The 12,831-nt window shown below is 64.9% G+C and carries 12 protein-coding genes and 2 pseudogenes; 6 read left to right on the top strand and 8 right to left on the bottom strand.

What is annotated here, in order from left to right:
* Positions 1-201 precede the first annotated feature (201 nt).
* On the bottom strand, positions 202-1,047 hold the full coding sequence (locus QJT82_RS35680) for a hypothetical protein (protein WP_028343505.1): 846 nt from the start codon (positions 1,045-1,047) through the stop codon (positions 202-204).
* Positions 1,048-1,162: 115 nt separating this feature from the next.
* Here QJT82_RS35680 and QJT82_RS35675 point away from each other — a divergent pair, with 115 nt between their 5' ends.
* Positions 1,163-1,564: a DUF1330 domain-containing protein gene (locus QJT82_RS35675; RefSeq protein WP_028333485.1), complete on the top strand. Its 402-nt coding sequence runs from the start codon at positions 1,163-1,165 to the stop codon at positions 1,562-1,564.
* Positions 1,565-1,904: 340 nt separating this feature from the next.
* On the opposite strand, the gene QJT82_RS35670 is transcribed toward QJT82_RS35675, so the two are convergent.
* Positions 1,905-2,519 (bottom strand): TetR/AcrR family transcriptional regulator, encoded by a 615-nt coding sequence (locus QJT82_RS35670; protein ID WP_028343504.1) that lies wholly within the window; start codon positions 2,517-2,519, stop codon positions 1,905-1,907.
* A 75-nt stretch (positions 2,520-2,594) separates the two neighbouring features.
* Here QJT82_RS35670 and QJT82_RS35665 point away from each other — a divergent pair, with 75 nt between their 5' ends.
* Complete coding sequence (locus QJT82_RS35665) at positions 2,595-2,999, top strand: hypothetical protein (protein ID WP_028343503.1); 405 nt, start codon at positions 2,595-2,597, stop codon at positions 2,997-2,999.
* 273 nt (positions 3,000-3,272) lie between these two features.
* Here the strand turns inward: QJT82_RS35665 and QJT82_RS35660 are convergent, their stop codons facing one another.
* From QJT82_RS35660 to QJT82_RS35640, 5 genes are all read right to left on the bottom strand, one after another.
* Positions 3,273-4,490, bottom strand: coding sequence for an alpha-hydroxy acid oxidase (locus QJT82_RS35660; RefSeq protein ID WP_338132192.1), 1,218 nt, complete (start codon positions 4,488-4,490; stop codon positions 3,273-3,275).
* A 44-nt stretch (positions 4,491-4,534) separates the two neighbouring features.
* Entirely contained in the window at positions 4,535-5,344 is an 810-nt protein-coding gene (locus QJT82_RS35655; protein WP_028343501.1) for an MlaD family protein, read from the bottom strand.
* Between the two features lie 259 nt (positions 5,345-5,603).
* Positions 5,604-6,533, bottom strand: a complete 930-nt coding sequence (locus QJT82_RS35650) for a DMT family transporter (protein WP_028343500.1) — start codon at positions 6,531-6,533, stop codon at positions 5,604-5,606.
* Between the two features lie 218 nt (positions 6,534-6,751).
* Positions 6,752-7,138 carry a hypothetical protein gene (locus QJT82_RS35645; protein ID WP_028343499.1) on the bottom strand — a complete coding sequence of 129 codons (387 nt, stop codon included), beginning with the start codon at positions 7,136-7,138 and terminating at the stop codon, positions 6,752-6,754.
* Between the two features lie 414 nt (positions 7,139-7,552).
* A complete protein-coding gene (locus QJT82_RS35640) occupies positions 7,553-8,326 on the bottom strand; it encodes a LuxR family transcriptional regulator (protein WP_028343498.1) in 774 nt (257 codons plus the stop codon).
* A gap of 78 nt (positions 8,327-8,404) precedes the next feature.
* Here QJT82_RS35640 and QJT82_RS35635 point away from each other — a divergent pair, with 78 nt between their 5' ends.
* From QJT82_RS35635 to QJT82_RS35625, 3 genes are read left to right on the top strand one after another with little or no spacing between them, the layout of a single operon-like run.
* Positions 8,405-9,061 carry an acyl-homoserine-lactone synthase gene (locus QJT82_RS35635; protein ID WP_051448079.1) on the top strand — a complete coding sequence of 219 codons (657 nt, stop codon included), beginning with the start codon at positions 8,405-8,407 and terminating at the stop codon, positions 9,059-9,061.
* Entirely contained in the window at positions 9,021-10,385 is a 1,365-nt protein-coding gene (locus QJT82_RS35630; protein WP_245288857.1) for a cytochrome P450, read from the top strand. Before QJT82_RS35635 ends, QJT82_RS35630 begins: the two co-directional genes overlap by 41 nt.
* A gap of 38 nt (positions 10,386-10,423) precedes the next feature.
* Entirely contained in the window at positions 10,424-10,642 is a 219-nt protein-coding gene (locus tag QJT82_RS35625) for a hypothetical protein (RefSeq protein ID WP_028343496.1), read from the top strand.
* Between the two features lie 53 nt (positions 10,643-10,695).
* Here the strand turns inward: QJT82_RS35625 and QJT82_RS35620 are convergent.
* A pseudogene (locus QJT82_RS35620) lies at positions 10,696-11,164 on the bottom strand (YbaK/EbsC family protein).
* A gap of 478 nt (positions 11,165-11,642) precedes the next feature.
* Here QJT82_RS35620 and QJT82_RS35615 point away from each other — a divergent pair.
* Positions 11,643-12,809, top strand: a pseudogene (locus QJT82_RS35615) (adenylosuccinate synthase); the annotation flags it as partial.
* Positions 12,810-12,831 lie beyond the last annotated feature (22 nt).

Genomic DNA, 12,831 nt, shown 5'->3' with positions numbered 1-12,831 from the left:
TTCCGATCGCGCCATCGCCTTACCAGGGCAAATGCCGCGCTCGCAACTCATAGGGTCACAAGCTCTGAGGTGCGAGCCTCTTCGGCGAGCCTCGAAGGATGCACGGCCCGACTGTGGCCGATTCATCCTTCGAGGCTCGCTCCGCTCGCACCTCAGGATGACGGCGATAGTTTCTTGGGTGCGGCCCGCGCGGCCTCCAGCCTATTTCTGCGGCCCCGACAGCGAGATGTCGCGCTCGGCGCGAAACACGTTGCTGTAGAGATTGGCGATCCATTGCCGTCCGCTCGAGGTGATGTTGAGGTGGCGGATCGCCTTCTGCACATGCGGTGCGACGCTGTCCCAGTAGAACCGCGGATAGAGGTCGACGAGATCGGCCGGCGAATTGTAGCCGAGCTGGCGGTTCAGTCCGGCCTCCTCGAATTCGAGGTAGAGCGCGTTGGCCTTGCGGATGTAGTGGGGATCGCCGAGCTGTCCGATCAGATCGGCGGCCCGCAGCAAGGTGGCCTCCTCGCCGAAATCCTCATCGTCATCAGGGGCGCTGAGCGGAAAGCGCGTGCCCTCGATGGCGCGCGCGATGCGTTCCTTGTCGAGCAGGGTAACGCCCTTGAGCCGCTCCATCACGAAGATCTTGGAGCGGTCGACGTGATAGGACATCAGCGCGGCATCCGACGAGCCGCGCGGCAGGATGATCTTGCGGCCATCGGCACCGACCAGATAGCCGCTCTGGTCGTCTGCCTCGAACAGCCCGCGCACATAGCCGATGTCATGGGTGAGGCAGGCGATGATGACATGGGCATAGTCTTCGGCGCTCATGTGCGAGTGCAGCGCGCGGCCGCGCAGGATGTCGTGGCCGGCCAGCGTCACCAGCATGGTGTGCTCGACATTGTGATAGAGCGCGTCGCTGTTGCCGATGCATTCGAGCGCGATCCGCGCGATCGAGGGCACCATTTCGACCAGCTGGGTCTGCGAAGAGCCGAACCGGCGCTGCATGTACTCGCCGAGGAATTTGCCGAGCGCGTCGGCCGCTAGTTCTGGAAGGGTCATCACGGCCTTGACCTCCGAGAGCTGGCCTGAGCTTACGGCCCGGCGGTATTTCAGGCTAGTCCCGCGATATGACATAATCGTTGCGGCCAGACCGATGTGCCTTGGGCGGGAGCGGGTGATGGGTGTCGATCTCTTGAACGTCAAAGGCCTGAACGAGCTGGACCGCGAGGCGCCGGTCGTGATGGTCAATCTGATGCGGTTTCGCGCGCGGTCGCTCGACGGCGACGGCTCGGGCTGGGATGCCTATTTGCGCTACAGCGCGCTCACCGTGCCCATGATCAAGGCGCGCGGCGGCACGCTGCTGTGGACCGGCAGCGCCGAGACTGTCGCGCTGGGCGAGCCGGCCGGCCAGCGCTGGGATTATCTCGCGCTGGTCTACTACCCGAGCGTCGCCGCCTTCATCGACATGATGACCTCGGCCGACTACGAAGACCGCTGCGACCCGCACCGCCGCAACGGCTGCGAGGAGCACGTCATCATCGCGACGCGCGAGGCCTACAGCAAGTTCAAGGTGGGGTGAGGTACTTCTCTTTTCCCGTCACCCTGAGGAGCGCGAAGCGCGTCTCGAAGGGTCGACGGCCCGACTGTGGCCGATTCATCCTTCGAGGCTCGCCCAGCGGCGCAATTGCGCCGCAAGGCTCGCGCCTCCTGCGACAAAGGCGAAGCCTTTGCGCGGGGATGACGGGGTGAGAATTGTAGCGAGCGGCCTCCCCCCGCCGTCGTCCTGGCGAAAGCCAGGACCCATAACCACCGAATTCGATTGAGAGTGCGATCGTGGCTCCAGCGTCGCACAACAACAAGCGGTTGGGGTAATGGGTCCTGGCTTTCGCCAGGACGACGCTGAATACATGCACATTCTCTCAGGATGACGGGTTTGATAAGTCAGCAAGCGCCGCGTGGCAGGCGCTCTGCACGACACGGCAGACCTCATCCCCCGACCGCCCCGCGCTCAGCGAGGCGAAGGTCGGATAGCTCGTCAGGGCGAAGATCAGGTCGACGGCGTCCTTGCGTGCCTGCGGCGATGCATGCTTGCCCGCGATCCGGTCGATCAATGCGGTGACGCCGCGGCGGCGGCGCTCGTTGCGCTCGCGCACGGCCTCGGCGAATTCGGGATCGGTCGCCATCGCGTCGTGCAGCCGGCCGACCGCGGAATCCCGGCTCCAGAATCCGCAGAAGATCTCGACCATCCGGTCGAGCGCGGCGCGCGGATCGGCCATCGTCATGGCGTCGACGAGCTGATGCAGCCCGCCATGGCGCGCGATCTCGTCGAACACGGCCTCGAGCAGCCCGCGCCGCGAGCCGAACTGGTTGTAGACGGTCAGCCGGGTCACGCCGGCCGCCTTCGCCACCGTATCCAGCGAGAAGCGCGCGATGCTCTCCTCGCGCAATGTGCGCGAGGCGGCCTCGATCACACGCTCGCGGGTCTCGGCGGCGGCGGCGCTGCGCGCCGGGCTCACATAGCTGCGCGGCGGCATCGGTTTGCCTTGCTTTCGTCAGATTGACTATACATTATGTATATCTAATTTCCAATGCCCGTTTGGAGCGACAACATGCAGACCGCCCTCATCATAGCGCTGTCCCTTCACGTCCTGTCCTCGGTGTTTTGGGCCGGCTCGAGCTTCACCCTGGCGCGCACCGGCGGCCTCGGCGGCGAAAAGCTGCTGTTTCCGCAAATCGGCGCCGCGACGGTCGCGGTCGTGACCGGCGCCACGCTCTGGCGCCTGGTTCACGAAGGCTCGTTCGGGCTGTCGGAGCAGATTTTGGCCGGTGGCGCGATCGCAGCACTGGCCGCGATCGCCGTGCAGATCATCGTCGGCGGCGGCGCGGTCCGGCAGCTGCGCAATGATGCCGGCGATACCTCAGCCGCGCGCTCGCGCCTGGCGGTTGCCCAGCGCATCGCCGCCGCCCTGCTCGCGGTCACCGCGCTGTGCATGGGCGCGGCGCGCTATGCGTGATGGTTTCCTACCTCTCCCGCTTGCGGGCAGGGCTATCGCATATGCCGCCTTCGGCGGCTGCGGAGGTAACTCGGCCTCGTGGTTCGAGACGCGCCGCAAGCGGCGCTCCTCACCATGAGGGTCTACTATTTTGCCGCAAAACAAGACCTCATCCTGAGGAGCCCGCCGAAGGCGGGCATCTCGAAGGATGGCCACGAGGGCACCGCCACGAAATGCGATAGCCCTGCCCGCTAGCGGGAGAGGGGACGTAGTCCCGTTGCGGATGCAATCGTCTCAGAACTTCCGCACCAGGTCCGGGGTGATCTCCTTCAGGCTGCGAATGCCAAGCAGCGCGAGATCGCGGTCGATCTCGGCATGCAGCAGCGAGATCGCGCGCGCCACGCCGGCCTCGCCGGCGACCACGGCGGCATAGAGGAACGGCCGCCCGACCCAGACGAAATCAGCACCGAGCGCCAGCGCCTTGATCACGTCGGTGCCGCGGCGGATGCCGCCGTCGACCATCACGGTCATGTTGCCCTTCTGCGCCGCGATCTCCGGCAGCGTGCGCAAGCCGGCGACGGTGTAGTCGAGCTGGCGGCCGCCATGGTTGGAGACCATCACGCCGTCGCAGCCATGCTCGCGCGCCAGCCGGGCGTCTTCCGGCGAGATCAGTCCCTTGACCACGAGCTTGCCGCTCCAGCGCTTGCGGATCAGTTCGACATGCTTCCAGGCCAGCTGGTCGCGGCTGCCGATGTTGCGCATCAGATTCTTGGACAGCACCGGCGGGCCCTGCTTGGCGTCCATGTTCTCGAAATGCGGCATGCCGTGATTGAACACGGTGCGCGCCCAGGTGTTGAGCAGCCAGTCGGGATGGGTGATGGTGTCCCAGAACACCCGCGGCGTGATCTCGAGCGGCACCTGGAAGCCGTTGCGGATGTTGTTCTCGCGGTTGGGCGGCACCGGCACGTCGGCGGTGACGACGAAGGTGTCGTAGCCGGCGGCGGCGACGCGATCGACCAGCGGCTCGATCCGCTCGGGAAGGCCGGCGAGATAGGCCTGGTACCAGGCCGAAGGATTGGCGGCGCGAACGTCCTCCAGCGTGATCAGCGAGGAGGCCGACAGGATCATCGGGATGTTGGCGGCGGCCGCGGCGTGCGTCAGCACGATGTCGCCGCGATAGGCGCAGAGGGCAGAGGAGCCCATCGGCGGAATGCCGAACGGCGAGGCGTAGCTCTTGCCGAACAGCGTCGTGGACTGGTCGCGGCCGGAGACGTCCTGCAGCACGCGCGGCACGAAGCCGTATTCCTCGAACGCCCGGCGATTGTCGGTGCGCGCTGTGTCGGTCTCGGCGCCGCCGGAGATGTAGCCGTAGAGGAATTTCGGCAACAGCCGCCGCGCCTGCGGTTCGAAATCGTCGAGCGTGAGATAGCGCCGCAGATGCCGCGGTACGGCGGGTGCTGCGCGGTTGACGGTTGCGGGAGGCGGAGAGGGGGCTGCGGTCCGGTCGTGCACGTTGAGCGTTTCCGTTGTTCTTGGTTCTTGGTCGGAAGGCCAGACTAGCGCCTGCCGGCGGGCCCGACAAATTTCTCGTTGAACTTGTTGACGGACTGGTTGACGTCGCTGAGCGTCTTGCGGGTCTCGGCGATCATGGCGCCGGATTTCTTGTCGAAGCTCTGGATCAGCTCGCGCAGCGAGATCACGGTCGGCAGCAGCTCGCCGCCATATTTGTCGCTGCCGAAGCTCTTCAGGAACTTGTCGGCCGCGGTCATCTTGGCGTCGACCGCGCTGATCCCGTCGTCGGCGGCGTCGATGAAGCCGGCGATCAGCTCGCCATTGCCGGACAGCGAGTTGGTGAAATTCTCGAGCCCGAGCAGCGAGTCCTTGATGTCGGCCTCGTTCTCGCTGATGACGCGGTCGACATTGCGCAGCGCGACCCGCAGCTTCTCCTGGATTCCCATCGTGCCTTCGGCGTCGGCTGTCAGCTCGGGAATGCCGTCGGCGCCGAGCGTCGGCGGCGGAGCATCGTCGGTGCCGCCGGTGAAGGAGATCGAGGCGATCCCGGTGAGGCCCTGGAATTCGAGGCCGGCCTGCGTGTCCTTCTTGATCGGGGCGTTGCCTTCGATCCGCGTCATCGCCACCACGCGGTGCCGGTCGAGCCTGATCGAAACCACCTCGCCGATCCGCACGCCGGCGAAGTTGACGCTGCCGCCGCGGCGCAGGCCGGAGGCTGAGCCCTCGAAGATGACGCGGAACGGTACCATCCGCTTGATGCCGGCATAGCGCTGATAGCCCAGCCAGCCGCCGAGCGAGCCGGCGATCAGGGCCAGCGTCAGGGTGCCGATCAAGAGATTGCTGGCGCGCGCCATGCGTAAAACCCGTCTGCGAAGCAGACCTCAAGAGATAGCGGATTTGCCGCGGATAGTCACCGCACCTGACCCCTTACCTCGCCCCGCTTGCGGGGTCGAGACGAGCGAAGCTCGCTCTTAGAGGTCGGATCGCATGCAGCGCAGTGGAATGCGGTCCGGGTGAGGGGGAGTCTCCGCGCATTCGTCTCTCGCCGTCCTCGCGGAGCGAGCCCCTCACCCCAACCCTCTCCCCGTAAGAACGGGGAGAGGGAGAGGAGAATTACGCACTCTGCTTCCGCGACGCCGCGAAGACGCCGGCCAGCACCAGCGCGAAGCCGATGAAATGGAAGGCCTGCGGATGCTCGCCGATGAACACGATCGACATGATGGTGCCGAACACCGGAACCATGTGGAAGAACGGTGCGGCGCGGTTGGCGCCGATCAGCTGCACACCGCGGTTGAAGCACAGATAGGCCAGTGTCGAGGGGAACACCGCGACATAGAACAGCGACAGCAGATTGTTGATCGTGAGCTGCATCACCGGACGCGCGCCGAGTTCCCAGATGTAGAGCGGGATCAGGACCAGCGCGCCGCAGCCGAAGGTGAAGGCGGCGACCGACAGGCCGTGGATTTTGGGCCGCTTCAGGGTCAGCACCGAATACAGCGCGAAGATCACCAGTGCGACGATGAAGATCAGATCGCCCTTGTTGAATTCGATCTTCGACAGCGTCGTGAGATCGCCGTGCAGCAGGATCACCAGCACGCCGGCGAGCGACAGCAGCACGCCGAACAATTGCGCCAGCGTCAGCCGTGCGCCGAGCAGGATCAGCGACCACAGCGCGACCACCAGCGGTGCCGCGGATTGCAGCAGCAGCGTGTTGAGCGCCTGGGTGTGCTCCAGCGCCCAGTATTGCAGCGTGTTGAAGGCGCTGATGCCGGTGATCGACATCAGCACCATGATGCCGAGATTGTTGCGGATCACGGGCCAGTCGCGGACGAGGTGTTTCCAGGCAAACGGCAGGATGATCAGGAAGGCCGCCGACCAGCGCAGGAACGACAGCGTCACCGGCGGAATGTGGCCGGCGGCGAGGCGGCCGACGATCGCATTGCCGGCCCAGCACGTCGCGGTGATGCAGAGCAGCAGGTACGGCTGGTTGGCGATCCAGGAGCCGGCCGCAGGCGTTGATGTGGTGGAATCGGAGGCAGACATAAAGAGGGCCCGGGTTCACGACGCCGCGGCCTGCCCGGCTGGCACCGCCGGGCCGGTATGGATCTCCCCGGCTCGGATCACAGACACGGATTCCGCCATTCCATCAATGGGGATAGACGCATCGCGACCATGCGCGAAGACCCCTTCACCAAGGCAGCATGGCGGCGTTTGGCAGAGGCAGCCCCGCACCGGTCGCGCAGGGAATCGAACGCCTGGTCCTAGCCGGTCTCCGGCGGCGTGGTCTGGCGCTTGACGATCTGCTCGGCGAGTTCGATCAGGATCCGCTTGGTGTCGGGGTCCTGCACGTCGCGAAACACCCGCAGCATGCGCAGTTCGAGCAGGGACTGCAGCGATTCCGCCGTCTGCCCGGCTTGCGTCGGCGCTGCCGTGACCGGCCGGCGATTGAGGATGTCGGCGGCGATTCCGAGCATCTCGGCGACGGTAGCCAGGCGACCGGTATCGATTTTCACGGTGCCGTCGACGCCGTTCTTTTGCAGGGAGGCGCCGGCGCACAGGATCTCGGCGAGATCCGCCTGCGACAGCCCGATTGCGCGCCAGCGCGCCTGTACCAATTGGTCGATCTGGTCGTCCTGTGATGTGCTCATGATGCGTTCAGACCATCTCCAGCTCGGTCCGTGGACAGCATTTCCGCTACGAAAGTTGGTAGCAAATGAACCAGCGGTTCGTCGCGATGGGACTTCTACGGATCATGCGGCTGGACAACGGGTCCTGCCGTACCGGGCAACGTGCAGGATGATCCGCGTCTCTATGCCAGCCGGGCAGTCGCGCCGGACGGGCACCGGAGTGCGCACCCTGGTCTGGTATGCGCGCGTCAGCGTCATCCGGCCCTGGCCTTATTATCAAGACCGTGCGCGAATGCAATCAGGGGGCGATCGGGAAGATCAACCCAACCCGGATGTGTGACCGCGCCACAGATCGCGGGTGTTTGGTCCTGGCAGGGCGATGCGGTGGGCATGGCGGCAGCCCCGGGGAGCACCGCCATGGCTGCGCGGCGCCGCTCACAAATCGATGATCCCGAGCGCGATGCTCTTGGCCACCCCGTGAGTCTTGTTGGATGCCTCGAGCTTGCGCAGCGCCTGCTTGATGAAGCCTTCCACCGTCTCCGGCGAAATGCCGAGGATCTGCGCGGTGTCGGCCACGGTCTTGCCGCGCGCCGCCCAGGCGATCACTTCCTTTTCCCGCCCGGTGAGCTTGATGGTCTCGGCGGCGTCCGCGGGTTTGAGGATGGTCGGCGCGTTGCGTTGGTCGCGGTTGACGATATCCATCGCCCGCTGCACCCAGTAGATCATCAACAGATGCAGTTCATGGCGATGGCAGACGAACAGCTTGTCGAAGTCGCGCGGCTCGTCTTCCCAGAAGAACACCGTCGAGCTCGAATGCACGGCGCCGAGCCGGTCGCGATAGTGGAACGGCACGACGAAGCCGTCCTTGAATCCGAACTCCCGGGCGGCGTCCATCGTCTTGACCTCGGGCGGTCGCCTGCGTCCGCTTCGCTCCGGCAGCTTCAGGCTGCTCCAGCTGAACGGCGTGTTGGTGCGTCGTGACCGCGCCAGCGCCGGATCGGCATGAACGAACTCGTTCTGCACATACGCCCGCTTCCAGGCGTCGGGAAATGTGCCGGTATGATAGGGCAGATCGAGGTCGGGCCGGCCGGCATCGACAAAGGCAAAGCCCGAGAAGCCGTAGTTCTGGACAACGCGGTGCAATGACGAGCTGAGCTCGTCGATGGTATCGGACGCCTCGATGGTCGAAATCGCGTCTACCAGGCCCATTACTAAAACCCCCGGTTTCCGGGGGTACCACAGTTAACCCCTTTCGTTCCAGATGTTCCGCATTTGGAGGAAGGGATAATGCCGCATTTATTGGACGGCTATCATGCACTCATCACCAGGGAAGAGCTTGATCCGGCGCATGTCGGGGCGATGTTGCGGCTGCGCAAACGCCTGTTCGTCGATCATTGCGGCTGGCTTCTGACCACGGTCGGGGATGCCGAACGCGATCAGTTCGACTGTTGGTATACCGAGCACTGCCTGTTGTTCTCCGGCGTCGAGCTCGTCGGTGGCTTCCGGGCGATCCGCACCGATTATCCCTACCTCACCGCGTCGGTCTTCCCGCAGCTTGCGGTGCGCCGCTTTCCGAGCCGTCGCGATGCCTGGGAGATCAGCCGCTTCGGCGTGCTGCCTGGTGTCGCGAGGTCGCAGACCGCGCGCGTGAACTACGCGCTGATGTTCCGCTTCGCCGAGCTGCGCGGAGCGAAGGCGCTGGTGGCGCTGGCCGACCTCTCCTATGAGCGTTTTCTCACCCGCATGGACATCCGCACCCGCCGCTACGGCCCGCCGCAGGTGATCGGCAATGATCGCATGGGCCGCCCGCTGACGGCGCTCGCCGGAGAAATCCCGCTCGGTCTCGCCGCCAATCCCGGCCTGACCAAATTCCTCGACCTTGGACGGCAATTGGAGATCCACGATGCCTCACATGTTCTCGGACGTTCGAGCATTCCAGCGTGATCCGCTGCGTCTGCTGTTGACGCGCGGCAACGAGTCCGCGCTGGGGCTGGTGCCGCTGCGGCTCGGTCCCGCTCCCGTCTTCCTGGTGAACGATCCCGATCTGCTGCGCCCGATCCTGAAGGCGCCGGAGACCGACATCGGAAAGGGCAAGCTGATCAAGAAGCTTTCGCCGGTGCTCGGCCGCAGCTCGCTGATGCTGAGCGGCGAGGAGCACAAGCGGCGGCGGACGGTGCTGCAGAAGCACATGGCCAAGGGCAGCGTCGAGAAATTCCTGCCGCATATGTGCGCCGAGATCCGCGCGGTCGGCGCCAGCCTGGCGCGGCTCGGATCGTTCGATCCGCACCATGTCACCGCAATGCTGGCGCTGCGGACGATCTGCGTCGCGATCTTCGGCTCCCAGGTGATGTCGTCCGGCGACGAGGAAGCCCTCGTTCAGGCGGTGGGCGCGATCGAGGACGATCTGGCGGAAGAGATGTTCCGCGCGTTGCCGTTCGGTCCGGTGGCCTGGTATCGGCGGCGCAAGAACCGGGTCTGTGCCAAGCTTGCGATGTCGACGGTGGTGCAACGCCTGCGCCGCAAGGCGGGTTCGAGCAGCGCGCTGCGCGATCTCGAGGCACTCGGCCTGACCGATCGCGATCTCGAGGACGAGATCCTGACATTGCTGCTGGCCGGCCATCACACCACAGGTTCGACTGCCGCGTGGATGTTCTACCAGATGGCTGCCGATCCCGCCCTGATGGACGAGATTGCCGACGAGGCGGCGGAGTGCCTCGGCGACGACGGCGAGCTGCGACTTGACGCGGTGAAGCGCGCCAATCTGAGCGCGACGCTGGTCAAGGAGGTCTGCCGGCTCTATCCCAGCGCCTGGTGGTTCTCGCGCGAGGTGATGCAGCCGGTGACGATCGGCGGGCGCGATCTCAAGGTTGGCACCTCGCTTCTGATCTGCCCCTGGCAATTGCAGCGCGATCCCAGGCATTTCGAGGATCCGGACCGCTTCCTGATGACGCGGCGCTACAACACCGACGCCTACATCCCGTTCGGCGCCGGTCCGCGCGCCTGCGCCGGGATGGGGGTTGCGATGCTCGAGCTGCAACTGCTCGCGCTCGAGATCGCCGCGGCCTATCGCTTCACCGGCGTCAGCCCGAATCCGGCGCCGTGGCCGAAAGCCTCGGTGACGCTGATTCCCCCGCCGATGACCATCGACATCGAAATCCGCGAGACGCGCTCGCGCATCCCGCATCTCGGCGACGAAGCCGAGCATCTGCCGTACATCCCAACCGTGGGTGCGGCGTCCATCAGCACACTACAATCGGTATCCCAATGACAACTCAGCTAACAACGGCCAGCGCCGGGCAAAGGGCCATGGATCAAGTGCAAGTGCGCAGTTTGCGCGACGTCATCGCTGTCTTGATCGAGCAGCGCAGCATCGTGAGGGCTGCCGGCGCAAGCTTCGCCGCGCATCTGCTCGACCTCGCGATCATGCAGCTGCGGCTCAACGTCAACGATATTTCGGCGGAGGAATTATCCGGTCTGTCCGACTTCGTCGGCGCGGAGTTCATGAGGGACAAGTCCTCGCATTGATCGCGGCGATCGGTCTTCCGATCAGTCTTGCGTAGGATCAGTCTTGCGCAGGTTCAGTCCTGCGTCGCCACCAGCGGCTTCATCATGGCGCCGGCGGCAAGCGCGGCGTCGTTCGGATCGATTTCGATCTGCAGGCCGCGCTGGCCGCCATTGACGAAGACGGTGACGTGGGAAGTCGGAGGCCAAGCGGTCTTAGGAAGACAAATATGTCTGGCAACTCCTTGGCTCACAGAACGACATGGCTACGATCCGACTTGGGCGCATCATCCTGGCCGACTTGCCGCCGAGGGCGGCGGCAAGCTTCTTCATGCTGACCTCGCAGTCGGACGGCACCACGGCGCAGACCGGCTTGCCGTCGACCTCCGCCATCAGCGTCTTGAGCATGCGGTTCGGGTCGACGCCGAGCGCCTCGGCCGCCTGCAGCCCGATGCTCTCGGCGCTGGAATCGTAGACATAGGTGTGAAGCTTGAAGGCAATGCCGAGCTTGCGCAGCGCCATCGTCGCTTGTGTCGAATTGGGCATGGACCCTGCCGGTTAATCTAGGTGAATGATCGCCGTAATAAGAGCTGCGATCAATCCGCAGCACGTCTGGCGTCACGTTGCCGTAACATTAAATTCCCGCCAGCCCGGCGCGGCCGGGCGCAGCATGGAATTTAATGGGGATATCAAAGGGTTGTAGCTCGTCTAAAAGGCGTAAACGGGCCCCTTCTTGCTTGCGCAGCCGATCCGCTTCCTTTATCCGGTAGGCGCCTTGCGTGCGCGCGGCCGGGCGCCGCGATTTAGGCTGGGCATATCAATGCAGATCGCAGTGGGCGGACGCGTTTTCGCCGCGATCATGGTCTGAAAACACCTGAAGTCGGAGGCCAAGCGGTCTTAGGAAGACAAATATGTCTGGCAACTCCTTGGCTCACATAGGGTCGGGAGGCCAAGCGGTCTTAGGAAGACAAATATGTCTGGCAACTCCTTGGCTCACAGAACGACATGGCTACGATCCGACTTGCTCGTGATCAATGGCGAGACCTACAAGCTGGCGCTGCTGCCCTCCGGCGTGCTGCGCCCGAACAAGCTCGCGGTGATCGGCAATGGCGTGGTGTTCGATCCGCAGGCCTTCCTCGACGAGGTCGCCAAGCTGAAGGGGCAGGGCGTCGCGGTTGGACCGGACAATCTGCGGATCGCCGAGAACGTCACGCTGATCCTGCCGCTGCATCGCGAGCTCGACGCGTTGCGCGAATCCGGTAACGCCATCACCTCGATCGGCACCACCCGCCGCGGCATCGGCCCGGCCTATGAGGACAAGGTCGGCCGCCGCGCCATCCGCCTGATGGACCTCGCCGACCTCGACACCCTGCCGCACAAGATCGAACGCCTGCTGGCGCATCACAATGCGCTGCGCCGCGGCCTCAATCTGCAGGAGATCGACGGCAAGGGCATCCTGAGCGAGCTCTCGGCGCTGGCGCCGAAGCTGCTGCCCTATGCCGAGACGGTGTGGCGGCTGCTCGACCTCAAGCGCCGCGAGGGCAAGCGCATCCTGTTCGAGGGCGCGCAGGGCGCGCTGCTCGACGTCGACCACGGCACCTATCCCTATGTGACGTCGTCCAACACGGTGGCGGCACAGGCCGCGACCGGCACCGGCCTCGGCCCGGGCGCGGTCGGCTATGTGCTGGGTATCTGCAAGGCCTACACCACCCGGGTCGGCCAGGGTCCGTTCCCGACCGAGCTGAACGACGAGATCGGCGAGGAAATCGGCCGTCGCGGCAAGGAATTCGGCGTCAATACCGGGCGCAAGCGCCGGGTCGGCTGGTTCGATGCCATGCTGGTGCGACAGACTGTCCGTACCTGCGGAATTGCCGGGCTGGCGCTGACCAAGCTCGATATTCTCGACGGGTTCGACAGCATCAAGGTCTGCATCGGCTACAAGCTCGACGGCAAGGAAATCGACCATCTGCCGGCGGGCGAGGGCGCACAGGCCCGGGTCGAGCCGATCTATGAGATCATCGAGGGCTGGAAGCAGCCGACGGCCAATGCCCGGTCCTGGGCGGACCTGCCGGCCCAGGCCATCAAATACGTTCGCCGGGTCGAGGAACTGGTGGGGTGTCCGATCGCCCTGCTGTCCACCAGCCCGGAACGTGAAGATACTATTCTGGTACAGAATCCGTTCGAGGCTTAACGGGATATTACCTATATCCCTC

It is taken from the genome of Bradyrhizobium sp. Mp19, assembly GCF_029952935.1.
GTDB classification, from domain to species: Bacteria; Pseudomonadota; Alphaproteobacteria; order Rhizobiales; family Xanthobacteraceae; genus Bradyrhizobium; species Bradyrhizobium elkanii.
The sequence above is the reverse complement of the archived record's forward strand: the minus strand, read 5'-3'. Positions and strand labels throughout refer to the sequence as shown.

What these genes read in the sequence shown, in the direction of transcription:
- QJT82_RS35655 (WP_028343501.1), bottom strand. Translation starts at nt 5,344, where the DNA reads ATGGCGCGCGCCAGCAATCTCTTGATCGGCACCCTGACGCTGGCCCTG.
- QJT82_RS35630 (WP_245288857.1), top strand. Translation starts at nt 9,021, where the DNA reads ATGCCTCACATGTTCTCGGACGTTCGAGCATTCCAGCGTGATCCGCTG.
- QJT82_RS35650 (WP_028343500.1), bottom strand. Translation starts at nt 6,533, where the DNA reads ATGTCTGCCTCCGATTCCACCACATCAACGCCTGCGGCCGGCTCCTGG.
- QJT82_RS35645 (WP_028343499.1), bottom strand. Translation starts at nt 7,138, where the DNA reads ATGAGCACATCACAGGACGACCAGATCGACCAATTGGTACAGGCGCGC.
- QJT82_RS35675 (WP_028333485.1), top strand. Translation starts at nt 1,163, where the DNA reads ATGGGTGTCGATCTCTTGAACGTCAAAGGCCTGAACGAGCTGGACCGC.
- QJT82_RS35635 (WP_051448079.1), top strand. Translation starts at nt 8,405, where the DNA reads ATGCCGCATTTATTGGACGGCTATCATGCACTCATCACCAGGGAAGAG.
- QJT82_RS35665 (WP_028343503.1), top strand. Translation starts at nt 2,595, where the DNA reads ATGCAGACCGCCCTCATCATAGCGCTGTCCCTTCACGTCCTGTCCTCG.
- QJT82_RS35640 (WP_028343498.1), bottom strand. Translation starts at nt 8,326, where the DNA reads ATGGGCCTGGTAGACGCGATTTCGACCATCGAGGCGTCCGATACCATC.
- QJT82_RS35670 (WP_028343504.1), bottom strand. Translation starts at nt 2,519, where the DNA reads ATGCCGCCGCGCAGCTATGTGAGCCCGGCGCGCAGCGCCGCCGCCGCC.
- QJT82_RS35625 (WP_028343496.1), top strand. Translation starts at nt 10,424, where the DNA reads ATGGATCAAGTGCAAGTGCGCAGTTTGCGCGACGTCATCGCTGTCTTG.